This is a genomic window from Streptomyces sp. NPDC041068 (genome assembly GCF_040647455.1).
GTDB lineage: Bacteria > Actinomycetota > Actinomycetes > Streptomycetales > Streptomycetaceae > Streptomyces.
This window is the reverse complement of record NZ_JBEZCG010000011.1, coordinates 106,333-129,093: the sequence shown is the minus strand read 5'-3', so window position 1 is coordinate 129,093 and position 22,761 is coordinate 106,333. Positions and strand designations below refer to the sequence as shown.

Sequence of the window (22,761 nt, the reverse complement as noted above, 5' to 3'; positions counted from 1 at the left end):
CCCGAAGGGCCCTCCGAATCACAAGGGCCGGCGTGGTCGCAGTACGGCTGGTTTCCGCTGCACCCGCAGCCGCACGGCGTCACCCGGGTCTCGTGCGCGGCCTCCCCGTCCCCGGCGGCGATCCGCAGATCGCCTCGGAGGGAGTCACGCGGCTTCTTCTCGTGCTCGAGGGCGGACGGGATCGGCGAGGAGAGCGAGGACGAGGGCGGACCGGAGCCGCGGAAACACCTGTGAGCAGGCAACACTCCCCCGCGGTGTTGCCTGCCCCAGGCCGCCCCGGCCCGTGCGAGAGCTCGCACGAAACCTCATACGAAAACTCGTACGAAACCCCGTACGGCACTCCGGACCGGGACGCGCTGAGTATATTGGCTCAGAGCCAGTCAACGCAGGAGTTACAGAATGTCCCCGCGTAGCCCATCGGTCAACGAAGAGCTGCGCAGGCGTTCCCGGGAACGGCTGCTGCAGGCCACGGTGGAACTGGTGGGCGAGCGGGGGTACGAGGCCACGACCCTCGGCGACATCGCCGACCGGGCCGGTGCGGCCCGCGGCCTGGTGTCGTACTACTTCCCCGGCAAGCGCCAGCTGCTGCAGTCGGCGGTGCACCGGCTGATGCACCGGACGCTGGAGGAGGCCCTCGAACGGGAGCCGCGCGCCGAGGACGGGCGCGAGCGCCTTGCGCGGGCCGTCGACGCGATCCTGGGCCTGGCCCGCGACGAGCCGCTGCTGATGCGGACGCACATGGCGGGAATCCTGCAGGCGGAGGGCTTCGTGCAGTGCCCCGAGCAGCAGCGCCTGGCCGAGCTGCTGCGCGACACCGTCGTGCGGCACGGCACGACGGACGTCGACCGGGACTATCCGCTGCTGCGGGCGCTCCTGATGGGCGCGGTCTTCGCGCTGCTCATCCCGGGGGCGCCGATGCCGCTGGTCACACTGCGGGCCGAGCTCTTCCAGCGCTACGACCTGGACTGGGAGCTCGGTGTTCCGCCGAGCGGCACGCCGCCCGGCGGAACGTTCGTGACGGGTCGACCGAAGTGACCGATCAGTCGAAGTAGTCGGGCTGCGTCTGGACGTTGAGCTCGCTCAGCCTGACCTTCTGCCCGGGGTCCGTGCGCCTGTCGTTGATCTTCAGGACGTCGAGCCCCTTGGCGATGTCGTTCGAGTAGATCCGGCCGTTGTAGTAGTACGCCGACCACGAACCGGCGGTGACGATCTTGTCGGTGGTGAGCGGGCCGCGCTCGAAGTAGCCGATCTCCTTGGGCTTCGTCGAGTCGGTGAAGTCCCAGACGGAGACGCCGCCCTGGTACCAGGCCTGGACCATCAGGTCCTTGCCCTTGACCGGGATCAGCGAGCCGTTGTGGGCCACGCAGTTCTCGGTGTCGGCCTGGTGGCGGTCGATCTTGAAGTAGCTCTTGAAGACCAGCTTGCGCTTGTCCCCCTTGCCCTTGATGTCGTAAATGCCGTTGGCGCCGCGCTCGGGGCCCGTGACCTCGTTGCAGGTGGCGCCGGAGCCACCGCCCAGTTCGTCGGTGAAGACGACCTTGTCGGCCTTCTGGTTGAAGGTCGCCGAGTGCCAGAAGTTGAAGTTCTTGTTGTCCTGGACCTGGTCGATGATCTTCGGGTTCTCCGGGTCCTTGATGGAGAACAGGATGCCGTCGCCCAGGCAGGCGCCCGCCGCGAGGTCCCTGGAGGGCAGCACCGTGATGTCGTGGCAGCCGGTGGTCTTGGAGACGCCCGGGTTGGTGGGCCCACCGGGGTTGCCGCCGCCGTCGGGACCCTCACCGGGGAAGAGCACGGGGAAGTTCACGACCGCGGCCTTCTGCGGGGCCTTGCGCGGCACCTTGATGATCGAGATGCCGTCGTGCGGCGGCTTGCAGTCGGGGAACGTCGCGTTCGGGGAGTACGAGGAGACGTAGAGGTAGACGTTCCTGCGCTCCGGCACCAGCGTGTGCGTGTGGGAGCCGCAGGCGGTCTCGACGGCCGAGACGTACCTGGGGTTCGCCTTGTCGCTGATGTCGAAGATCTTCATGCCCTCCCAGGAGGACTTCTCCGTCGCGGGCTGCGTCGTGCTGTTGCAGGAGTTGTCGCTGCGCGAGGAGTCGGTGGAGAGGAAGAGCAGGTTTCCGGAGACGGAGACGTCGTTCTGCGATCCGGGGCACAGGACCTGCGAAACGGTCCTGGGGGCCTTGGGGTTACTGATGTCGTATATGCGAAAGCCGTCGTAATTTCCGGCGAAGGCGTACCTCCCCTGGAAGGCTATGTCCGTGTTGAGTCCGGGCAGTGCGTCCTTGGGGATGTTCGCCAGGTGCTCGATGTTGTCCGAGTGGACGACCTCGTCGGGGGCGGGTATGTCGCCCCGCTCGATGGCGTCCCTGGTCTCGGCGGCGTCGCTCTTGGAGACGCTCTTCGGGACGGCGGGAGTGTCGCCGGGCTCGGGGACGGCTCCCGCGGGCGCGGCGGTGAGCAGCGCGGCGAGCAGTCCGGCCGCGACGGCGCCAACTCCCAGGCGTCTGCGCCGAGTTCGTGGGTTGTTCAACAGGGTCACTGTGTCCTCCCTTGTCGCCGTTCGCAGTCGAACGGTTCACGGACACCCGCAGTATCGTGCTAGTCATGCACAGATCAATAGATGGCTACACGTCCGTCACGAGAACGTCCGATCACGGGTGTTCATCCGCGTGCTAGGACGGATCCCCACTCGCCCGCCCGCCACAGGAGGTCGCCGTGCCCAACCGTCGTACGTCCGCCGCCACCGCGCTCATGACGACTGCCGTCCTCCTGCTCGGGGGCTGTGAATCCGAGGGGAGCGACGGGGGCGGGGCGGACACGGGGAAGAAGGCGGCGCCCGGCCCCTCGGTGATCGCGCCGGGCAGGCCGGGCGAGACCGCGGCGACGATGTCCGCAAAGGACGCCGCCAGGAAGAGGGTCGACGACGACACCCCCAACGCGGCCGACTTCACCTACACGCAGATGATGATCGTGCACCACGGCCAGGCCCTGAAGATGACCGAACTCGCCCCGAGACGGGCCGAGTCGGACCGGCTCAAGCGGCTCGCGTCCCGCATCAGCGCGGCGCAGGGGCCGGAGATCGGCGCGATGAAGGGCTGGCTGAAGACCCACGGCGGCCCGCGCGAACACGCCGGCCACGACCACGGCTCGATGCCGGGTATGGCCACGGACGCGCAGATGAAGCAGTTGCGCGCCGCGCAGGGCAAGGCGTTCGACGAACTCTTCCTGAAACTGATGATCACTCACCACACCGGCGCGGTCACGATGGCCGGGGACGTCCTCTCCGAGGGCAACAACATCCAGGTGGAGGAGATGGCGAACGACGTGATCGCACAGCAGTCGAGCGAGATCAGCAGGATGCGGAAAATGGGCTGAGGCCGGCTGGTTCGCGGCAGCGGCGAGGCGGGGGCCGGTCCGCGACGACTCGGAGACGCCGCCCGATGACACGGAGGCGCCGCCCGCCTCGCGTGATGCCGAGGCAGGGCGGCTTGTCCGCCGTCGCGCCAAGAGACCGCCCGGCGACGGTCATGACGAGGGAGCACCGGTCCGCAGTCGCGCCGAGGTGCCCCTCCCCTGCCTGTGGTCGCGCCCGAGGGCCGCCGGTCCGGCAGCGAGAGGGGCGGCTACCTGCGGTTGTGGCGTGGGGCCAAGTAGCCCGCGTCCCTTGCTGCCGCGATCAGTTTCAGGGACTTGCGGCGGCTGCGGCCCGTCGCGCACATGACGGCGAGCACCGGGTCGCGGCCCTCGTCCTGCGCGGCGCGATACGCGTCGGCCACGATGCGGCGCCCCTCGCTGCCGCGCGGCCAGGCGGGACGGGCGCGCCGGGCTGCGGGCCCCTCCGGGTAGTCCGCGAGGTCCTCGCCCCAAGGTCGTCGCCCCCCGGTGTTCGCCGCGTGCTGCTCCGCCACCACGCGGCAGGCGTCCTCCAGCGGGCGCTCGATCCAGTCGGCGAGCGCGGCGAGGTCGTCGAGGGAGAGCGGGGGCTGGGCGCGCAGGTCCTCGATGGCGATCCGGCCGTGCGCGACGACGGCGAGCACGTCGACGGCGGCGCCGTCACCGAAGGTCAGCCGGACGTGGAACCACGGCGGAAGGGCGTCACCCCGAGGCCCCTCGCCCCACTCCGCCGCCGCGGAGCCGTGCCCCTGCAGCTCCCAGGTCGGCCAGACCGAGACCGCGGCGTCCGGTCGATAGTGATCAGAAACATCAGCAAATGAGCTATCGAGCACAGGCGAACGTTATCCGCGTAGTCGCATTTGATCAGGAAAGGCACGCAGATGGGCATCGAGGAGGCAGGGAGGGGCACCCTGACAGCGCACGCACGCCCGGCGCGAACCTCCGTCACCGCGCGGCCACGACCCGCCGCACACCCCTGACATCGCGCACCCCGCGGTGCGATCCTGAGACCGTCCCGGGGTCGCCTCGCGGAAGGAGCACCACCGTGCTGCAGGTCGCCGTCGTCGGATCGGGTCCCAGTGGGGTGTACGCCGCACAGACCCTCGTCCAGCAGGACCGGGTGCCGGACGTGCGGGTCGATGTGCTCGACCGCCTCCCGTGCCCCTACGGCCTGGTCCGCTACGGCGTCGCGCCGGACCACGAGAAGATCAAATCCCTCCAGAACAACCTGCGTACGGTCCTCGAACACGAGCGCGTCCGCTTCCTCGGCGGCATCGACATCGGCCCCGGCACCCTCCCTCCCGACCGGCTGCTCGGCCTCTACCACGCGGTGGTCTACTGCGTCGGCGCGGCGGCGGACCGCAGGCTCGGGGTGCCCGGCGAGGACCTCCCCGGCAGCCACTCGGCGACCGACTTCGTCTCCTGGTACAGCGCGCACCCGGACGTACCGGACGCGGACGGCTTCGAACAGGACGGTTTCGTAAGGGGCGTGGAGTCCGCCGTCGTGATCGGCGTCGGCAACGTGGCGGTGGACGTCGCCCGGATGCTCGCCCGCGGCGTCACCGAACTGCGGCCCACCGACATGCCGGACGCGGCGCTCGGCGTACTCGCGGGCAGCCGGGTGCGCGAGGTGCACATGGTGGGGCGGCGCGGCCCCTCGCAGGCACGGTTCACCACCAAGGAGCTCCGGGAGCTCGGCTCGCTCCCTGACACCGAAGTCGTGGTGGACCCGGTCGAGTTGGCGCTCGACCCCGCCTACGTCGAGCCGTCGGGCCTGCCCGCCGCGAGCCGCCGCAACGTGGAGGTCATGCGCGGCTGGGCCGAGCGTCCCGCACGTGGCCTTGCCCGGCGGATCAACCTGCGCTTCTTCCTGCGTCCCGTCTCGCTCGCGGCGGGCCCCGCGGGCCACGTCGCCGGCGTGCGGTTCGAACGCACGCTGCCGGACGGCCACGGCGGTGTGACGGGTTCGGAGCGGTACGAGGACATCGCGGCGCAGCTGGTGCTGCGCTCGGTCGGCTATCGCGGAGTGCCCATCGAGGGACTGCCGTTCGACCCCGAGCGGGGCACGGTGCCGCACGCCGCGGGGCGGGTGCTGCGCGACGGGGCGCCGTCGGCCGGGGAGTACGTGGCCGGGTGGATCAAACGCGGCCCGACGGGCGTCATCGGCACCAACCGCCCGTGCGCCAAGGAGACGGTGCTGTCCCTGCTCGACGACGCCCCCGCACTCGTACGCAGGGACGTTCCGCGGGATCCGCTGGCGGGGTTCAGGGCCGCGGGGCTGCGGCCCGTCCAGTGGTCGGGATGGCTGGCGATCGAGCGCGCGGAGGCGGAGCTCGGGCGCTCGCTCGGGCGGGGCGTGGTGAAGATCCCGGACTGGGCGGGGCTGCGGGCGGCGGCGCAGGGTGCGGGGGACTGAGCGCTCGGGCCCGTATCCCTTCGCTCGACCCCGCACGCCTTCGCTCGACCCCGCACGCCTCCACTCGGCCCCGCGCCCCTTCGGGGATCCGGCGGCCGGTCAGCCCTCGGTGCCGAGCCGCTCCGCCTGGCGGGCCGCCGCGGCGAGGACGCTGTCGAGCAGGCCGGGGAAGAGCGCGTCCAGGTCGTCTCGGCGCAGCACGTTGAGCTTGGCCGTGCCGCGGTAGATCTGCCGGATGACGCCGCTCTCGCGCAGCACCCGGAAGTGGTGCGTACAGGTGGACTTGGTGACGGGCAGCGCGAAGTACGAACAGGAGAGTCCGTCCGCCCCCTCCTCCCGGGCCAGGGCCCGCACCACCCGCATCCGCATGGGGTCGGCGAAGGCGTGCAGCACGGCTTCGAGTCGGATGTCCTCGGGCTCGGGGTGGGCGAGCGTCCTGCTGCTCGCGCTGCCGGTCGCGGCGGCGGTCGTCATGGCGGCTCCACTTCGTCCTGGGTCCCTGATCGCGGGCGGCCCTGATCCTGCGTCCTGAATCCGGCCGGATACGGCGCCCTGCTCCTGCGTGCCATTGTACGAGGCCCTTCGTAGTTTGACAGTCGCCGTACTACGAGGTCTATCGTACGAGCAGTACTTCAGCCGCGACACCTGGAGGCCGCCGTGAGCGCCCTGTTCGAGCCGTACACCCTGCGATCTCTGACGATCCCGAACCGGGTCTGGATGCCTCCGATGTGCCAGTACTCGGCGGCGCCCGAGGGCCCCGAGGCCGGCGTCCCGCGGGACTGGCACTTCGCGCACTACGCGGCGCGCGCCGCCGGAGGGACGGGCCTCATCGTCGTCGAGGCCACCGCCGTCAGCCCCGAGGGCCGCATCAGCCCCTACGACCTGGGCATCTGGAACGACACCCAGGTCCAGGCGTTCCGCCGCACGACCGACTTCCTCAAGAGCCAGCACACCGTGCCTGCGATCCAGCTCGCCCACGCGGGCCGCAAGGCGGCGACCGACCGGCCCTGGAAGGGCGGCGCCCCGGTCGGCCCGGACGAGCACGGCTGGCAGCCGGTCGCCCCCAGCGCGGTCGCCTTCGACGAGAAGCACCCCGTGCCGACGGAGCTCACCGTCGAGGAGATCCGTACGGTCGTCGGACAGTTCGCCGACGCCGCGCGGCGCGCGCTGGACGCCGGGTTCGAGGTCGCCGAGATCCACGGCGCCCACGGCTACCTCATCGGCGAGTTCCTCTCCCCGCACTCCAACAAGCGCACCGACGAGTACGGCGGCTCGTACGAGAACCGCACCCGTTTCGCGCTCGAGGTGGTCGACGCGGTGCGTGCCGTATGGCCCGACGACAAGCCCCTCTTCTTCCGCATCTCCGCCACCGACTGGCTGGAGGAGGCGGGTTGGACGCCGGACGACACCGTGCGCTTCGCCCGCACCCTCAAGGAGCACGGCATCGACCTGCTCGACGTGTCCACGGGCGGCAACGCGGCGGGCGTCAGGATCCCCGTCGGGCCGGGCTACCAGGTCCCGTTCGCGGCGCGCGTGAAGGCCGAGACGGAGCTGCCGGTCGCCGCCGTGGGTCTGATCACCGAGGCGGAGCAGGCCGAGAAGATCCTCGCCAACGGCGAGGCGGACGCCGTCCTGCTGGGCCGTGAACTGCTGCGCGACCCCTCCTGGGCACGGCGCGCGGCGCGCGAGCTCGGCGCCGAGGCGCATGTGCCGGACCAGTACCACCGGTCCGTGTGAGCCGTCCGCGGGCGCGGACGGGCCGCTACTCGTCCGCGCCCGCGGTGACGAAGCCCGACTCGTACGCGGCGATCACGGCCTGCACGCGGTCGCGCACGCCGAGCTTCGCGAGGACCGCGCTCACGTGCGTCTTCACCGTCTCGGTGCCCAGGTGGAGTTCGGCGGCGATCTCCGCGTTCGCCAGGCCGCGCGCGACCAACCGCAGTACCTGGCCCTCGCGTTCGGTGAGCGCGGCCTCGGCCAGTTCGCGCCGCGCGGATTCGTTGCCGTGGGCGGCAGCGAGGGAGCGCAGTGCGGGCGGGAAGAGCAGCGACTCGCCCTCGGCGACGAGCCGTACGGCGTGCACGATCTCGGCGGGCCGGGCGCGCTTGAGCAGAAACCCGTCGGCGCCCGCGCGCAGCGCCCCGTAGACGTACTCGTCCTCCTCGAACGTGGTGATGACGAGGATCTTCGGCGGGTCGGCGACCGTCCGCAGCACGGCCCTGGTCGCCTCGATGCCGTCCATCAGCGGCATGCGTACGTCCATGGCGACGACGTCCGGCTTCGTCTTCGCCACCAGGGGGATGACGGCCGCCCCGTCCGCCGCCTCGCCGACGACCTCGATGTCGGGCTGCGCCTCCAGGATGGCGCGCAGCCCGGCGCGTACGAGTGCGTCGTCGTCGACGAGCAGGACGGTGATCGGCATGCCGGTCACTGTAATGACAGACAGTCGGCTCCCCCGCGCGGGGGAGGACGTCCCCTCCGCCGGGGGAAGCGGATCATCCCCCGCGAGCGGCACCGTCGTATCCATGACAGCCATCGAAGTGAAGGGCCTCACCAAGGTCTACGGGCAGGTGCGTGCGGTCGACCGCCTCACCTTCTCCGTGCGGCCGGGGCAGGTCACCGGGTTCCTCGGGCCCAACGGCGCGGGCAAGTCCACCACCATGCGGCTCGTCCTCGGCCTGGACCGGCCGAGTTCGGGCACGGCGACGATCGGCGGGAGCCCGTTCACCCGGCTCGCCGCGCCGCTGCGCCACGTGGGCGCGCTGCTCGACGCCCAGGCGCCGCACGGTTCCCGGACCGCCCGCAACCATCTGCTGGCCCTCGCCGCGAGCAACCGCATTCCCGACCGGCGGGTGGACGAGGTCCTCGGCCTCACGGGCATCGCGAGCGCGGGATCGCGCCGCGTGAGGACGTTCTCGCTCGGGATGCGCCAGCGCCTCGGCATCGCCGCGGCCCTGCTCGGCGACCCCGAGGTGCTGCTGCTCGACGAGCCCTCCAACGGCCTCGACCCCGAGGGCATCATCTGGATCCGCGAGCTGATGCGCGGCCTCGCGCGGGAGGGCCGCACCGTGCTGGTCTCCAGCCATCTGATGGGCGAGACGGCCTCGTTCGCCGACCACCTGATCGTCCTGGGCCAGGGGAGGCTGCTGGCGGACACGCCGACGAAGGACTTCATCGCGGCCCGCGTCAAGCCGCGCGTGCGGGTGCGTACGACGGATCCGGCGCGGTTGCGCGAGGTGGTGCTGAGGCACGGCCACGCCCTCGTCGACTCGGACGACTGCCACGTGCCGGCCGATGGCGGTACGCCGAGCGACGGCCACATGCTGATCGACGACGTCCGGACCGACGCCATCGGCGCGCTGGCCGCCGAGGAAGGCATCGCCCTCCTCGAACTCACCGCCGAGGAGGCCACGTTGGAACAGGCGTATCTCGACCTCACCACCGCCGCCACGGAGTTCTCCGCCCGCGCGACGCAGGAGGCCTGACGATGCCCACATCCACATCGACATCCACGCCCACCTCCACGTCCACCGCAGCCGTGCTCCGCTCAGAGTGGATCAAGATCAGGACCCTGCGCGGGACCGTGTGGTCACTGCTCGCCGTCTTCCTGCTGACGGTGGGGTTCGCCGTCGCGGCCAACGCGGCGACGGGCGACTCCGAGGCGGACAGCGCCGACTTCGACGCGCTCTTCTCCGTCTTCATCGGCCTCGACCTGGGCCAGATCGCGGCGATCTCCTTCGGCACGATGTCGGTGTCGTCCGAGTACCAGGGCGGCGCCATCCGCGCCTCGCTGACGGCGGTGCCGAACCGGGGCCTGTTCTACGCCGCGAAGCTCGCGAACGTGGCGGGCCTCGCGCTGGCGATGGGCCTGGCGACGACGTTCGTGTCGTTCCTGGGCGGCAGCGCCTTCCTGGGCGAGGCGGCGCGGGGCCCGGGCGACGGCGACACTCTGCGGGCCTGCCTGGGCGGCGCCGTCTACCTCGCTCTGATGGCCCTCTTCGCGGCCGGCCTGACGACGGCCCTCCGCAGCGGTCTCGCCACGCTGAGCATCCTGATCCCGTTCATCCTCGTCGTCTCGATGGTCCTGGGCGAGGCATCGGGCTCGGCAGCCGACTACCTCCCCGACCGCGCGGGCCAACAGGTCCTGTACGCAGACCCCCCGAGCGACCTGGCCCCACTGACGGGCCTCGGGGTGACGGCCCTGTGGGCGGGGGCGGCCGTGCTCACGGGGTGGTGGTCGCTGAGGCGGAGGGACGCGTAGGCAGGTATACGGCAGGCGCTCAACTGTACGTCCACTTAAGCAGGTTGACGTCAACCCTCTTGTTGTCATCGGTCCACACGCACTCTTACAGTGGTAGGGCGCGAGGCCTCTTGGGGGCAACGTCTCAGCCGTTGCCCGCCATGTCGCTTCGTGACCGCGACCCCTGGCCACTGCAATGGCAGGGGTCGCCAGCCCGCGCCGAACAGCACCTGTGTGGTTCAAGGTCTCAACGAAGCCTCCGGTCGTCCGGGGGGCGCAGTCGGCGGGCACTGCGTCATGACAGGCGTCCGCCTGCCTTCGTTGGGATCTTCGCTCCCGGCGGAGTCCTCTCGGAAGCGGCGGCTGGACCGTCCCGGGAGGCGGTATGTGGGCCGTGCTGGAGCAAGTGGCTGTCGCCACCCCGACGATCTTCCTCTACGTCGTCGGCCTCTTCGTCGCGATGATCCTGTTGTCGCTCGTCATCAGCCTGCGACGCGCGGACGCGGCCGAACGGCCGGAGATCATCCGCGCGTTGGCGGACCTGATGGCGTTCTGGAAGAAGCGGTGATGCCTGAAGACGCGCTTCGCCTACTTGCCCCCGCACGATGTCTTGGCCAGGGCCTCGAACTCGTCGTCCGTCGGCTTGTACTGCTGTTCGTAGCCCGCCACTCGTTCCGTGATGCTGGGGAAGTGGGCCCTGAACGCCAGCGCCCACTGGGTGTCGAGGAAGCGTTTGAGGGCGTCGTTCAGTTTGTGGCAGTCCGCCTCGTGGCCCTCCCTCAGGCCTATCCCGTAGAACTGCAGCTTCTTCACCGTGATGTTCCGGACCACCTCGACGTCGTCGTGGTAGCGCGGGTCCTGCGCGAAGCCCTCAAGGATGATCTTGTCCGTCCAGACCGCCTCGAAGTTGCCGCGCGTGAGCTCCTTGACGCAGGTCTTGTAGCTGTTGCGGAACTCGGCCACCACGTTCGGGCCCAGCGCGTCCCGCACCGACTTCCTCGCCTTCGCGTCCCGTTCGCTCTCGGGGTCGCCGGTCGAACCCCGCACGCTGCAGACCCGTTTGCCGTCGACGTCCGCCAACCTCTTGATGCGGTTCTCGTTCTTGCGGACGAGCACCCCTTGGTACGTCTTGAGATAGGGCGCGGTGAAGTCGACCTCCTTGTCGCGGGGCGCCGTGATGGAGTACGTGGCCACCACCAGGTCCATGCTGCGTTCGCGCAGCACCTTCTCGCGGTTGCGCGACTGGACGTCCCAGTCCGCCGCCTTGAAGTCCAGGTCCGTACTCAGGAATTGCACCAACTGCGCCTCGAACCCGGCGAAGTCGTCCTCCTCCTCGCTGCGCGTGCTGAACCCCGGCTGCCCCTTCTTCACCGCGATGTTGAGCGTCTGCTGGTCGAACAACGACTCCTGCGCACGTGCCCGGGAGTCGGTGGTCCGGGTCGGCGATGCGCCGTCCGACCCGTCGCCCGAGCCGCCGCCGCACGCCGTGACCAGAGCCAGCGCGGACAGGCAGACGGCGGCGAGGAGACGAGGACACGGCACTCTGCCGGGCGACGACACGCTGTGCGGCATGGGCACTCTCCTTGGGCTACCGGCGGTACTCCGCCTTCTCGAGCGTGAGCTTGACCCGGCAGTCGGCGCTGCCGACCAGCTGGATGTCGACCGACACCTCGGGGCCGGGGTCGTCAAGGCCGAGGGTGACGGTGAGCGTCTCCTCCAGGGCCACCGGATCCGTCTCCCCGACGTCCCCGCCCTGGAACCTCAGCTTTCCCAGCCGCAGGCACGGCGATGCACCCGCCACACTGTCCCGTGCCGCGAACGTCACCTTCAACTCGTCGCTGCCGCCCGGCTTCTCGTCCACCACGAGCCGCGCCACCGACCCCGCGCCGAGCGTCCCGCCCTTCAGGCTCGCGCTCCCCGTCACGTCATCGGGCTGCGCCGCGCGGAGCCACCACACGACGCCCCCGACGACCGCCGCGACGACGAGCGCGGCGAGGAACGCCAGCAGATGGTGGGTGACTTCCTGTCGTTCGTCCCGACGCGCGTAGAGCGTCATGGCCGATACGTACGCGATGAATCCGCCGCCCGCGACCGTCACCGCCGTAGCCGAGTCGCCGTAGACCGCGATGCCGACGAGGACCAGCATCAGGATGAAGTGCACGGAGAACAGCACCGCGAAGTACCGCCGGCCCTCACGGTCGGGCGCCCCACCACCCTCGCTCTCCCGGGCCGGTCCACCACCGCCCGGCACAACGGGCTTCGACTGCGCGACCACGTGGCGCCCCCTCCCCCGCCCGCATGATGCGTGTGGACGGCAAGGATGCCACAGAGGGTGATGTGATGGGCATCAACGTGCGTATACCCAGGGGGAGTTCCGCTCTCGGCTCAAGTGGAGGCTCCATCTCGGCTCAAGTGGAGGCTCCACGGAAGCCGTTCACTCGGGAATGGCCGCCAGCGTGAAGGAGTGGCCCGCCGGATCGGAGTACGTACGCGTGTCCCGCGGCCCGTTGTTGTCCTTCGTGTCCACGGGCCGCGCGCCCAGGCCGACCGCCTCGCGCTCCGCCTCGTCCATGTCGTACCGCCCGACCATGATCCTCAGATGCGCCTGCTGCGAGTCCTCGGGGCGGGGCCAGCTCGGCGGGATGTAGTCGCGCTCCCTGTGCACGGCCAGGCAGACGCCGCCCTCGCTCGCGACCTCGACGTAGTCGGGGTCCTTGCTCAACCGGACCTCCCCGCCGAGCAGTCCGGCGTAGAACTCGGCCAGCCGCTCGGGCTCCGAGCAGTCCAGTACGAGCACGGTGTTCTTGTTGACCGTCATGGCGGGCGAGTCCCCCGCGCCGCGCCTCCGAAACGGGCCGCGCCACCGAGACGGGCCGCGCCACCGAGACGGGAAGCACGGTTTCCGGACTCCGGCCGAGGGCACTCGCGCGCCCATGGAGTGGTTGATGAGGGCCGCCTGCGCCGACGAGGACCCCGACCTGTTCTTTCCCGTCGGCCTGGCCGGGCCCGCCCTGCGCGACACCGCCGCCGCCAAGCGGGTCTGCGCCCGCTGCCCGGTGAGCGGACAATGTCTGGCCTGGGCGCTCAGGACCGGGCAGGCGTCGGGCGTGTGGGGCGGCACCTGCGCGGAGGAACGGGCGGCGCTGCGCAGGAAGACGCGGCGGGCGCGGCGCGCGTGATCCGTAGCCTGTGACCCGTAGCCCGTAGCCCGTAGGTGGGCGCGGGCGTGACCCGTACGTGATCCGTACGCGACGCGTAGATGCGCGTGACCCCGTAGGTCTCTGTGGGTCTCACTTCGCAGGTCCCTGTGGGTCTCACTTCGTAGGTCTCCGTGGGGCTCACTTCCGGGTGGGTGTCACTTCCGGCGGGACCTCACATGGCTCGAACCCTTCAGGCGGTGAGGCGTCAACCGTCCGCCGTCCCTGGGGACTTCGTCCGGCTCACGGTTCTCCACGACGTCCCCCACGGGCCCGCCGGGTGGCATCCGCGGCTGCTCCTGGGGCTTCGGCGGCCGCGGTTCCCTCCGCCGTACCCGGATCCCCAGCCACACGGCCCAGACCAGCAGGGCGGCCACGCCCAGACCGGCCAGGAACGGCGCGAGTCCGCCGAGGGGCACCGACGCCGCCATTTCTCCCGCTTCTCCCGTACTGAGATCAGTCATGCGCGCCGGGTACCCGCGCATCGAGCACAAAAGCGTGTGCGGCACGGACCGCGTGCGGAGACCATGACCCGATGAGACCGAACCCGGGCGAAGTGCTGCACTTCTCTGAGGACCCGTCCATCACCGTGTTCCACCCCCACGTCGCCGCCACCGCCCGGCAGCGCGAGGCGTACGTCTGGGCCGTCGACGCCGACCAGGCCCCCTCGTACTGGTTCCCCCGCCAGTGCCCCCGCGCCATGGCCTGGGTGACAGCCGACACCTCCGACGAGGACCGGCGCGTGGTGCTCGGCGCCGGCCGCGAACGGCGCGTGCACGCCATCGAATACGCCTGGGCCGAGCGCTTCCTGACCGCCCGGCTCTACGCCTACCGGCTGCCCGCGGCCGACTTCGCCCCCTTCGGCGGAGCCGAGCCGCACGCATGGGTGGCCACACGGACCGTGACGCCGCTCGGCCCGCCCGAGCCGGTGACGGACCTCCTCGCCCTGCATCAGGAAGCCGACATCCAACTGCGGTTCGTCAACGACCTCTGGGAGTTCTGGGGCGCCGTCACGGCCGCCGGTCTCGGCTTCAGCGGCATCCGGCTGCACAACGCCGCACCCCCCTCGGGCCCCGTGTCCGACCCTGCGCCGGCCCCCTGACATCGGGCCCGAAACGGGATCGTCAGACCCCTCACTTACTGTGATCGACATGGAAAGCAGGAGGTCTGGGAGGGGTCCTGCCAGGGGCTGGGTCGAGACGGCGGGTGGGTACGCGGTCACCCTGGACGGCACCCAGGTGCTGTGCAGGAACGCCGCGGGGCGCACGCTGAAGCAGGTCCCCGCGAAACTGCGCGACGACGCCGAGGTGGTGCGCCTGCGCCAGCTCGCCGAGCGGCTGGAGCGGCACGAGCGGGAGTGCCGCGCACAGGTGGACACCTGGCTGATGCGCTCGCTGCCCGTCCCCGCACGGCTGCTCGACCGGGTGTGGCCGGACGCGGCGTGGCAGGGGGCGTTGCGGGACCTGGTAGTGGCGCCGGTGGGGGCCGACGGCTCGGCTGTCGTGGAGCGCGCCGGGTTCCTGCGGGACGCCGACCCCGAGCGGGGCATCGGCATCGTGGACCTGGACGGCGACTCGGTCCGGCTCGACGCCGAGCAGGTGCTGATTCCGCACCCGGCGCTCCTCGAAGACCTCGACGACCTGCGGGAGTTCGCCGCGGAGCTGGGCGTCGAGCAGGGCCTCGACCAGCTGTTCCGCGAGGTCTGGCCGCGCCCTGAGGACATCGACGGGACGGCGCGAGTGGGGTGCGTACGCCGACGCCAAGTTCGAGGAGCTGCGGCACGCGACCGCGAGAGCGAGGCGTACACGGGCGGCCTAGCAGCCATCAAGGCCCAGGAGACCCGGCCCCCCTCTATTTCATCTACTTCATCCACTCCGCCTCGTACTGCGCATACGTCCCGTCATGCGTGGCAAGGTGCACGAACTGATCGACGTACGCCTTGAATTCGTCGTCACCGCGCGGCATCGCGTACGCCTTCTCCGAGAAGGTGAAGGGCTTGTCGGGGTGGAGCGAGCACAGTTCGGGATGGATCTTCGACTGGTAGAGCGTCTCGCTCGCGTCGGTCATCATCACGTCCGCCCGCCCGTCGATGATCTCCTGGAAGATCGTGGTGTTCTCCGGGTGGAGCTTGATCGTCGCCTTCTTGATGTTGGCGCGGGCGAACTGCTCGTTCGTGCCACCGGGGTTGACGACGACGGTCGTGCCCACCTTGTCGATGTCCGCCAGCGCGCCCGCCCCGAACTTCTCCTTGTCCGCGCAGCGCACGATCGGTGTCTTGCCGTCCTCGCGCGTCGGCTCGCTGAAGTAGACCTGGCGGGCGCGCGGCAAGGTGATCGAGACGCCGCCGACGCCGATGTCGCAGCGCCGCGCCGCCACGTCCTTGGTGAGGTTCGCCCATGTGGTGGCCACGAACTTCGGCTTGGCGTCGAGGCTCTTGGCGAGGTCGTGCGCCATCTTGATGTCGACGCCGCTGTAGGTGCGGTCGGCGGGGTCGAGCTTGGTGAACGGCGCGTAATCGCCGGTCGTGCAGACCTTCAGGACGCCCTTCTTCGGGACGGTGTCCAGGAGACTGCCGTGGTGCCGGTCCGGCCTGCTGTCCGGCCGTCGTCCCGCGTCGGGCGACCGTCCCGCGTCGGGCGACGCGGGCGCGGCGGCGGTGACGGCCAGCAGACAGACCAGGGCGGACAGGGTGGCGGCACGCTTCACGGGGGCTCCTCAGCGGTGACGGGTACGGCTCGAAGGGATCAACTTGCCAGAACCGTTACCGCAGGTGAACCCCCTTCTCACGGAGCGAGCGGCGCCAGTAGGGCGGGGGTCGGGTCCGGCGCCCCGGCGTCGTACGCGTCCTCGTCGAAGGGATACAGCGGCCGCTCCACGCGGTGGTGTCCGAGCCGCAGCAGGTCCTGGTCGACGCCGCCGGGCGTGAGGGCGAGGAGCCAGTCCGCCGCCATGTCGTGGAGCTCAGGCTCCAGATAGCCGATCTTCACGACCACCAGGTCGTACGTGCGGGGGTCGATGCCGAGGCCGCCCTCGTCGGGGCCCATGAAGTCCGCGAGGGTGTGGAACGGCTTGCGGCGCTCGACGAGGATCACCGTGAGCCCGCCGCTGCGCACGGCCGCCATGTCGACGCCCCGGTCGTAGGCGCCGCCCTCCGCGCGGTCCTTGTGGTCGGCGGCGCGCTGCAACGCGACGACGGTGCCGGCGAGTTCGTACGGTCCGCCGTGGTTCGCGTCGACCTTGCCACCGACGCTCAGCGTGACCTCCGCGCCCACACCCGCCTCGAAGCAGCGCGCGACGGCGCCCGGGTCGGTGATGCCGGGGTGGACGGCGGTGACACGGCCGGTGCGGATCGCCTCGTTCTCCAGGAGCTTGCCCAGCATGTACGCGAGGTCGCCCGCGCCGCCGGCCGTCGGGTTGTCGCCCGAGTCGCTGATCAGGAAGGGCCGCTTGTCCGAGGCCACGGCCTGCGCGACGCACTCCTCGGCACCACCGGTCGGGCCGACGAAGACGAAGTCGCGGCGGGCGTCCCAGTAGCGGCGGGCGAGCTTCTCGGCCTCGGCGGCGGCGAGTTCGGCGTCGTCGCCGGTGACGACGATGGCGGCCTTGCAGCGCGGTTCGTCGGCCCAGGCGTAGCCGACCCACATCGCGGCGTCGAGGATGCCGGGGAGCTTCTCGATCTCGGCGAGCGAGGCGTAGAGGGACTTGGCGGGCTCCAGGCGGGTGCTGGTCTTCTCGCCGGGCAGCAGCACGGGGACCTGGACCCAGGCCCGGTGCGGCCGGGTCCCGTCGAGCAGGCAGCGCACGAGGTTGCGGGCCGCGCGCTCGCGGGTCTCCCAGGCGTCCTCGTGCGGGGCGAGGCGGTGGGCGGTGAGCAGGTCGATCGGCTCGGCGAAGCGGCGCGAGACGTTGCCGTGCAGATCCATGGCGGTGGAGATCATCGGGCGCCCCGTGCCGTCCGGGGTGCCGACGAAGTCGAGGGCGGCGCGGACGGCCTCCGTCAGATCGGCCTCGGCGTCGGTGAGGCCGATGACGCTCATCGCGCCGTGGATGTCGTAGACGAGGCCGTCGAGGGGGCCCGCTTCCCGTATGCGGGTGACGAGTTCGTTCTTGAGGATCAGGTACGACTCCGCTTCCACCGGGCCGCCGGGCAGCGAGGTGGCGTGCAGCAGGGGCACCCATTCCACGGTGTCGGTGAGGTCGGAACCGGCCTGCGTCCAGGTGTAGCGGTCGAGGAGGTCCTGGCCGCGGGTCTGGCGGAAGTCGTCGGTGGTGGAGCGGTGCGGGCAGAACGTGGACGACTCGATGCCGATGCCGCCGATGCCGATGCGCAGGCGGCGGGGGCTTGCCGAGGGGGTCATGCGGGTGCGCTCTCTTCCTGGGGGGCGGGGGCGGCGGCCGGTGCGGGCGCGGCCTGTGCTGAGGCTGCCGTCGTGGTGGGGAGGTGGTGGCGCAGCGCGGTGAGCCCGGCGCCGAGCAGTCCCGCGTCCGGTCCCGTGACGGTGGTGGTGATCTCCAGGTCGGCCGTGGCGACGGGCAGGCAGCGTTCGTAGAGCACACCGCGCACCGCTGCGACCAGCGGTTCGGCGGTGGCGAGCACGCCGCCGAGCACCACGGCCTGCGGGTTGAAGAAGTTGACGACGACGGACAGGACGGTGCCGATGTGCCGTCCGGCGGTACGGACCAGGGTGGTGGCCTGCGGGTCGCCGTCCGCGACGAGCCGCAGCAGGTCGGTGGTGTCGGCCACGTCGACGCCCTGCAGTGCGAGTTCGCGGATCAGGGCGGCGCCGCTCGCGACGGTCTCCAGGCAGCCGATGTTGCCGCAGCTGCAGGGCCGGTCGCCCGCGGCGTCGACGCGGACGTGACTGATGTCGCCCGCGCTGCCGTTGGCCCCGTCGTGCGGGCGGCCCGCGGAGATGACGCCGCTGCCGATGCCGCGCCCCGCCTTGACCACGACGAGGTGTTCGAGCTCGGGACGGACGCGGTGCTCGCCGACGGCCATCATGGTGGCGTCGTTGTCGACGGTGACGGGGATGCCGAGGCGCTCGGCGAGGACGTCGCGCAGCGGGTAGCGGTGCCAGCCGGGCATACGGGACGGGCTGAGGACCCGTCCGGTGCCGGGCTGCACGGGGCCGGGGAAGGCGACGCCGAACGCGCGCACCGTGCGGCCCTCGGCGCGCCGGCGGTCGGCCATCTCCTCGACCTGGCCGCAGAGCCAGTCGACGGCGGACTCGGGTCCCGCGGTGATGTCGTGCGGCAGGTCGACGGCGTCCGTGACGGTGCCGCCGATGTCGACCACGCCGAGCCTGGCGTGATGGCTGCCGAGGTCCGCGGCGAGGGCGACGCCGCCGTCCGCGGCCACCCGCAGCAGCCGTGGCCTGCGGCCGCCGCGCGATGCGCCCTCGCCGGACTCCGTGAGCAGGCCGGCGTCGACCAGTTCCTGCACCCGCAGGGAGACCGTCGAGGGGGCGAGGCCCAACTCCCGTACGAGATCGGCCCGGGAGGTGGCCGCCCCCGAGGAGACCAGGTGCACGATGTGCTGCGCCGAACCTGGTTCGCCGAGTGGTGTTCCGGCCATGCCGCCCCCATTTACTTCGAAGCCTTCGTTCGAGAACGACACGAACTCTAGGTTCCAACGAACCAAGTTGACTACCCCTGCCGAATTTTCGACTCCTTGCCGAATGAACCTATTGACTTGTTTTTCACCTGCGGCCTAGCGTTCGGGCGCCGCCCCGTCGTTCTCCGGCACGGGGGCAGGCTCCGTCCCCCTTGGAGGCCCATCGCCATGCGCTCACTCAGGTCCGCCAGGCCCGCGGCTGCGGCGCTGCTCGTCCTCGCGGCGGCCCTCACCGGCTGCACCCGCGAGGGCGGCCGCATCGACATGGGGCCCACCGGCGGCACCCCCGTCGAGGGCGGCACGGCCACCATGGCGCTCCCACCCGCCGCGACGCCCAACTGGATCTTCCCGATCGGCGCGCCCGGCTACGGCGCCTCGTACAACTACGGCATCCAGTCGCTCCTGTTCATGCCGGTGTACGACGCCGTGGAGGACACGGAGAAGGGCGAGCTGACCACGCACGGCCCGAGCACGCTCGGGCTGAAGCCGACGTACAGCGACGGCAACAAGACCGTGACGGTGCCGCTGCGCGAGGGCGTGAAGTGGTCCGACGGCAAGCCCGTCACGGCCCGCGACCTGGAGTTCTGGTTCCACCTGGTCAAGGCCGACAAGGCGGACTGGGGCAACTATTCGGTCGGCACGATGCCGGACAACGTCAAGCGGTTCGAGACGCTCGACGACCGCACCGTGCGGCTGCACCTCACCCGCGCCTACAACCCCGACTGGTTCACCGCCAACCAGCTCACGCTGATGCGGGCACTGCCCCAGCACGCATGGGATGCGAAGACCGACGGCGGGAAGATCGGCGACTGGGACCGTACGCCGGAAGGGGCCAAGGCGGTCTTCGCGCGGCTGACCAAGCATGCGAAGAGCCTCGGCTCGTACGGCTCCGACCCGCTCTGGAAGACCGTCAACGGCCCGTGGAAGCTGGCGGGTTGGCGGGACAGCGGCCAGGTGACGATCGTGCCGAACGAGAGGTTCACCGGACCGAAGTCGCAGCGCCCGCACCTCGACAAGGTGGTCTTCAAGCCGTTCACGACCGCCGACTCCGAGTACAACGTGCTGCGTTCGGGCGGCGTCGACTACGGCTACATCCCGCCGTCGGTGATGGCGCAGAAGGAGAAGTTCGAGGGGAAGGGCTACCGCGTCGATCCGTGGGAGGGCTGGGCGGCGACGTACATCGTCTACAACTTCAACTCCACGCACGCGGGCCCGCTGATGCGTCAGCTCTACATCCGCCAGGCCATGCAGCACCTCGTCGACCAGAAGGCGATGAGCGACGTCATCTGGCAGGGCAGCGCGACCCCGACGCTCGGCCCGGTGCCGGTGACCCCGAAGAGCCAGTACTTGTCCAGGCCGATGGAGAAGAACCGGTACCCCTTCTCGGTCACCACCGCCAAGAAGCTGCTCGCACAGCACGGTTGGCGCATCGAGGACGGCACGGCGCGCTGCGTACGCCCCGGCACCGGCGCCGACCGGTGCGGCCAGGGCATCGAGCGGAACGCCCCGCTGGAGCTGACCCTGCTCTCCCAGTCCGGCTCGACCGAGACGACGAACATGATGCAGGAGCTCAAGTCGTCCCTGTCCAAGGCGGGCATCGACCTGACCGTGCGTCAGCAGCCGCTCAACTCCGTGCTCGGCAACTCCGTGCCCTGCGGGGCGAAGGACCCGGGCTGCGACTGGGACATGTCCTTCTTCGGGACCGCCGGCAGCTGGTACTACCCGCTCAACCCCAGCGGCGAGCAGCTCTTCTCGACCGGGGCGTCCGCCAACTTCGGCAACTACAGCGACAAGAAGGCCGACCGCATCATCCGGGGCGTGCAGTACTCCCCCGACATGAAGGCCGTGCACGCCTACGGCGAGTACCTCGCCGAGCAGCTGCCCGTGATGTGGATGCCCAACCCGGCGTACCAGGTCTCCGTGATCCGCAACGACTTGCGCGGCGTCTCGCAGAACCCGACCGTCACCTTCGCTCCCCAGCACTGGTACTACGTCAAGAAGAAGGGAGCCGCGAAGTGACCGGCTTCTCCGGCTTTCTGGTCAAGCGCTTCCTCCAGGCGATCGTCGTCCTCTTCCTGGTGTCGGTCATCGTCTTCGTGCTCCTGCACATGCTGCCGGGCGGCCCCGCGCGCGCCATCCTCGGCCCGAAGGGCACCCCGCAGCAGATCGAGCACTTCAACCATCAGCAGGGGTACGACCGTTCGCTGCCGATGCAGTACGCGATGTATCTGAAGCGGCTCCTGACCGGCGACCTCGGCGAGTCCTTCAAGCTCAACTCGCCGGTGTTCGACCTGCTCGAGCAGCGCCTGCCCAAGACGCTGCTCCTGACGGTGCTCTCTACGGCGCTCGCGGTGGTCATCGCGGTCCCGCTGGGTCTGCTGCAGGCCGTGCGGCGCGGCAAGGCGTCGGACTACGCCCTCACCGGGCTCGCCTTCCTGATGTACGCGACGCCGGTGTTCTTCCTCGGCCTCATCATGATCATCCTGTTCGCGCAGGTGATGCCGATCTTCCCGGCGGAGGCCCCGCAGGGCGAGACGATCGGCGAACTCCTCGGCGACTTCACGGGGTTGATCCTGCCGGTGGTCACCATGGCCTTCGGCATCGTCGCAATGTTCAGCCGCTACATGCGCTCGGCGGTGCTCGACAACCTCACCGAGGAATACGTGCGTACGGCGATGGCCAAGGGGCAGTCGAGCCGCCGGATCATGGTCAGGCACGTGCTGCGCAACGCGCTGATCCCGCTGGCCACCCTGCTCGGCCTCTATCTGCCGACGCTGTTCAGCGGCGCCCTCGTCGTCGAGTCGATGTTCAACTACCCGGGCATGGGGCTGCTGTTCTGGAACGCGGCACAGGGGTCCGACTTCCCCGTCCTGCTCGGCGTGACGCTCGTCGTCGGTGTCGCCACCGTCGTCGGCTCGCTGCTCACCGACATCCTGTACGCCGTCCTCGACCCCCGGATACGGAGCGTGGCATGAGTACCACGAGTACGACGGCCGCCCCCGCCGTGGCCCCCGGGCAGGAAGAAGCGGCGCAGGCCACGCCCTCGCTGGCCCGGCGCACCCTGCGGGTCTTCACCGGCAACAAGCTCGCCCTGACGGGCGTGGTGGTCCTGCTGCTGCTCCTTGCGTTCAGCTATCTGGGTCCGCTCGTGTACTCCACCGAGCAGGTGCACACCGACCTCTCGCAGGCGAACCTCCCGCCCGGCAGCCCCGGCCATCCCCTGGGCACCACCGACCTCGGCTACGACATGATCGGCCGCCTGATGGTCGCCGGGCGGACGTCGCTCGAAATCGGCCTGGCGGCAGGCCTGTTGGCCACGCTCTTCGGCACCGTGTACGGCGCGGTCGCCGGCTACTTCGGCGGCTGGGTCGACGCCGCGATGATGCGGATCACGGACGCGGCGCTCGCCATCCCGGCGATGTTCCTGCTCGTCGTGGTCGCCGCGATCATCACGCCCAGCAAGGGCGTCCTCATCATGATCATCGCAGCGGTGGCGTGGCTGTCGCCCGCCCGCCTGGTCCGCGGCGAGGCCCTCTCGCTCCGCAACCGCGAGTACGTGCAGGCGATGCGGATGATGGGCGGGGGCGGCGCGCGGGCGGTCTTCAAGCACATCGTGCCGAACGCCGTCGGCACCGTGATCGTGAACGCGACCTTCCAGGTCGCCGACGCCATTCTCTACGTGAGTTATCTGGCCTTCCTCGGCCTGAGCATCCCGCCGCCCTCGGCCGACTGGGGCTCGATGCTGTCGTCCGGCATCACGTACACCCAGAACGGCTACTGGTGGCTGATCTTCCCGCCGGGCATCGCGATCGTGCTGGTCGTCGCCGCGTTCAACTTCATCGGCGACGGACTGCGGGACGCGTTCGACGTACGGCTGCGGAAGTAAGAGGGAGTACCG

24 protein-coding genes are annotated in these 22,761 nt (G+C 70.5%); 13 read left to right on the top strand and 11 right to left on the bottom strand.

Translation table 11 applies throughout. The annotated features are described in order from the left end of the window. Window positions 1-399 precede the first annotated feature (399 nt). Entirely contained in the window at window positions 400-1,035 is a 636-nt protein-coding gene (locus tag AB0B50_RS25450; protein ID WP_362336223.1) for a helix-turn-helix domain-containing protein, read from the top strand. A 4-nt stretch (window positions 1,036-1,039) separates the two neighbouring features. On the opposite strand, the gene AB0B50_RS25445 is transcribed toward AB0B50_RS25450, so the two are convergent. Continuing rightward, window positions 1,040-2,542, bottom strand: a complete 1,503-nt coding sequence (locus AB0B50_RS25445) for a hypothetical protein (RefSeq protein WP_362336220.1) — start codon at window positions 2,540-2,542, stop codon at window positions 1,040-1,042. 212 nt (window positions 2,543-2,754) lie between these two features. Between AB0B50_RS25445 and AB0B50_RS25440 the strand changes: the two genes are divergently transcribed. Further along, window positions 2,755-3,378 (top strand): DUF305 domain-containing protein, encoded by a 624-nt coding sequence (locus AB0B50_RS25440; RefSeq protein WP_362336847.1) that lies wholly within the window; start codon window positions 2,755-2,757, stop codon window positions 3,376-3,378. 248 nt (window positions 3,379-3,626) lie between these two features. Here the strand turns inward: AB0B50_RS25440 and AB0B50_RS25435 are convergent, their stop codons facing one another. Beyond that, a complete protein-coding gene (locus AB0B50_RS25435; protein ID WP_362336217.1) occupies window positions 3,627-4,229 on the bottom strand; it encodes a DUF6214 family protein in 603 nt (200 codons plus the stop codon). Between the two features lie 212 nt (window positions 4,230-4,441). Here AB0B50_RS25435 and AB0B50_RS25430 point away from each other — a divergent pair, with 212 nt between their 5' ends. Beyond that, window positions 4,442-5,812: an FAD-dependent oxidoreductase gene (locus tag AB0B50_RS25430; protein ID WP_362336214.1), complete on the top strand. Its 1,371-nt coding sequence runs from the start codon at window positions 4,442-4,444 to the stop codon at window positions 5,810-5,812. Between the two features lie 99 nt (window positions 5,813-5,911). On the opposite strand, the gene AB0B50_RS25425 is transcribed toward AB0B50_RS25430, so the two are convergent. Further along, window positions 5,912-6,286 carry a helix-turn-helix domain-containing protein gene (locus tag AB0B50_RS25425; protein WP_362336211.1) on the bottom strand — a complete coding sequence of 125 codons (375 nt, stop codon included), beginning with the start codon at window positions 6,284-6,286 and terminating at the stop codon, window positions 5,912-5,914. 183 nt (window positions 6,287-6,469) lie between these two features. Here AB0B50_RS25425 and AB0B50_RS25420 point away from each other — a divergent pair, with 183 nt between their 5' ends. Next, complete coding sequence (locus tag AB0B50_RS25420; protein ID WP_362336208.1) at window positions 6,470-7,549, top strand: NADH:flavin oxidoreductase/NADH oxidase; 1,080 nt, start codon at window positions 6,470-6,472, stop codon at window positions 7,547-7,549. Window positions 7,550-7,574: 25 nt separating this feature from the next. Here AB0B50_RS25420 and AB0B50_RS25415 read toward each other — a convergent pair whose 3' ends face one another. Further along, window positions 7,575-8,234, bottom strand: coding sequence for a response regulator transcription factor (locus AB0B50_RS25415; protein ID WP_362336205.1), 660 nt, complete (start codon window positions 8,232-8,234; stop codon window positions 7,575-7,577). Between the two features lie 103 nt (window positions 8,235-8,337). On the opposite strand from AB0B50_RS25415, the gene AB0B50_RS25410 reads away from it, so the two are divergent. From AB0B50_RS25410 to AB0B50_RS25400, 3 genes are all read left to right on the top strand, one after another. Next, complete coding sequence (locus AB0B50_RS25410) at window positions 8,338-9,297, top strand: ABC transporter ATP-binding protein (RefSeq protein ID WP_362336202.1); 960 nt, start codon at window positions 8,338-8,340, stop codon at window positions 9,295-9,297. Window positions 9,298-9,299: 2 nt separating this feature from the next. Continuing rightward, window positions 9,300-10,073: an ABC transporter permease gene (locus AB0B50_RS25405; protein ID WP_362336199.1), complete on the top strand. Its 774-nt coding sequence runs from the start codon at window positions 9,300-9,302 to the stop codon at window positions 10,071-10,073. Between the two features lie 364 nt (window positions 10,074-10,437). Further along, on the top strand, window positions 10,438-10,620 hold the full coding sequence (locus tag AB0B50_RS25400; RefSeq protein WP_362336196.1) for a hypothetical protein: 183 nt from the start codon (window positions 10,438-10,440) through the stop codon (window positions 10,618-10,620). Between the two features lie 20 nt (window positions 10,621-10,640). Here the strand turns inward: AB0B50_RS25400 and AB0B50_RS25395 are convergent, their stop codons facing one another. The 3 genes from AB0B50_RS25395 to AB0B50_RS25385 form a co-directional block, all read right to left on the bottom strand. Then, window positions 10,641-11,624: a transporter substrate-binding domain-containing protein gene (locus AB0B50_RS25395; RefSeq protein ID WP_362336193.1), complete on the bottom strand. Its 984-nt coding sequence runs from the start codon at window positions 11,622-11,624 to the stop codon at window positions 10,641-10,643. Between the two features lie 16 nt (window positions 11,625-11,640). Next, window positions 11,641-12,327, bottom strand: a complete 687-nt coding sequence (locus AB0B50_RS25390) for a hypothetical protein (protein ID WP_362336191.1) — start codon at window positions 12,325-12,327, stop codon at window positions 11,641-11,643. Between the two features lie 159 nt (window positions 12,328-12,486). Next, entirely contained in the window at window positions 12,487-12,870 is a 384-nt protein-coding gene (locus tag AB0B50_RS25385; protein WP_362336188.1) for a VOC family protein, read from the bottom strand. Window positions 12,871-12,985: 115 nt separating this feature from the next. Here AB0B50_RS25385 and AB0B50_RS25380 point away from each other — a divergent pair, with 115 nt between their 5' ends. Next, window positions 12,986-13,231, top strand: a complete 246-nt coding sequence (locus AB0B50_RS25380) for a WhiB family transcriptional regulator (protein WP_362336186.1) — start codon at window positions 12,986-12,988, stop codon at window positions 13,229-13,231. 176 nt (window positions 13,232-13,407) lie between these two features. Here the strand turns inward: AB0B50_RS25380 and AB0B50_RS25375 are convergent, their stop codons facing one another. Next, window positions 13,408-13,713 (bottom strand): DUF6479 family protein, encoded by a 306-nt coding sequence (locus tag AB0B50_RS25375; RefSeq protein WP_362336183.1) that lies wholly within the window; start codon window positions 13,711-13,713, stop codon window positions 13,408-13,410. A gap of 71 nt (window positions 13,714-13,784) precedes the next feature. Here AB0B50_RS25375 and AB0B50_RS25370 point away from each other — a divergent pair, with 71 nt between their 5' ends. Continuing rightward, the gene (locus AB0B50_RS25370; protein WP_362336180.1) at window positions 13,785-14,351 is read left to right on the top strand and encodes a DUF6886 family protein; all 567 of its coding nucleotides are present in this window, start codon (window positions 13,785-13,787) and stop codon (window positions 14,349-14,351) included. Window positions 14,352-14,400: 49 nt separating this feature from the next. After that, window positions 14,401-15,192, top strand: a complete 792-nt coding sequence (locus AB0B50_RS25365; RefSeq protein ID WP_362336177.1) for a DUF4132 domain-containing protein — start codon at window positions 14,401-14,403, stop codon at window positions 15,190-15,192. On the opposite strand, the gene AB0B50_RS25360 is transcribed toward AB0B50_RS25365, so the two are convergent. From AB0B50_RS25360 to AB0B50_RS25350, 3 genes are all read right to left on the bottom strand, one after another. Then, a complete protein-coding gene (locus AB0B50_RS25360; RefSeq protein ID WP_362336174.1) occupies window positions 15,110-15,955 on the bottom strand; it encodes a transporter substrate-binding domain-containing protein in 846 nt (281 codons plus the stop codon). The two genes, AB0B50_RS25365 and AB0B50_RS25360, sit on opposite strands and share 83 nt — an antisense overlap. A gap of 77 nt (window positions 15,956-16,032) precedes the next feature. Further along, complete coding sequence (locus AB0B50_RS25355; protein WP_362336171.1) at window positions 16,033-17,607, bottom strand: M81 family metallopeptidase; 1,575 nt, start codon at window positions 17,605-17,607, stop codon at window positions 16,033-16,035. Continuing rightward, window positions 17,604-18,824: an ROK family transcriptional regulator gene (locus AB0B50_RS25350; RefSeq protein WP_362336168.1), complete on the bottom strand. Its 1,221-nt coding sequence runs from the start codon at window positions 18,822-18,824 to the stop codon at window positions 17,604-17,606. Before AB0B50_RS25350 ends, AB0B50_RS25355 begins: the two co-directional genes overlap by 4 nt. Before the next feature lie 207 nt (window positions 18,825-19,031). Between AB0B50_RS25350 and AB0B50_RS25345 the strand changes: the two genes are divergently transcribed. The 3 genes from AB0B50_RS25345 to AB0B50_RS25335 are packed head-to-tail and all read left to right on the top strand — an operon-like array spanning window position 19,032 to window position 22,749. Further along, a complete protein-coding gene (locus tag AB0B50_RS25345; protein WP_362336165.1) occupies window positions 19,032-20,882 on the top strand; it encodes a peptide ABC transporter substrate-binding protein in 1,851 nt (616 codons plus the stop codon). Continuing rightward, window positions 20,879-21,838, top strand: a complete 960-nt coding sequence (locus AB0B50_RS25340; RefSeq protein ID WP_362336162.1) for an ABC transporter permease — start codon at window positions 20,879-20,881, stop codon at window positions 21,836-21,838. Before AB0B50_RS25345 ends, AB0B50_RS25340 begins: the two co-directional genes overlap by 4 nt. After that, window positions 21,835-22,749, top strand: a complete 915-nt coding sequence (locus tag AB0B50_RS25335) for an ABC transporter permease (RefSeq protein ID WP_362336159.1) — start codon at window positions 21,835-21,837, stop codon at window positions 22,747-22,749. The genes AB0B50_RS25340 and AB0B50_RS25335 overlap by 4 nt, the downstream gene beginning before the upstream one ends. Window positions 22,750-22,761: the final 12 nt, after the last annotated feature.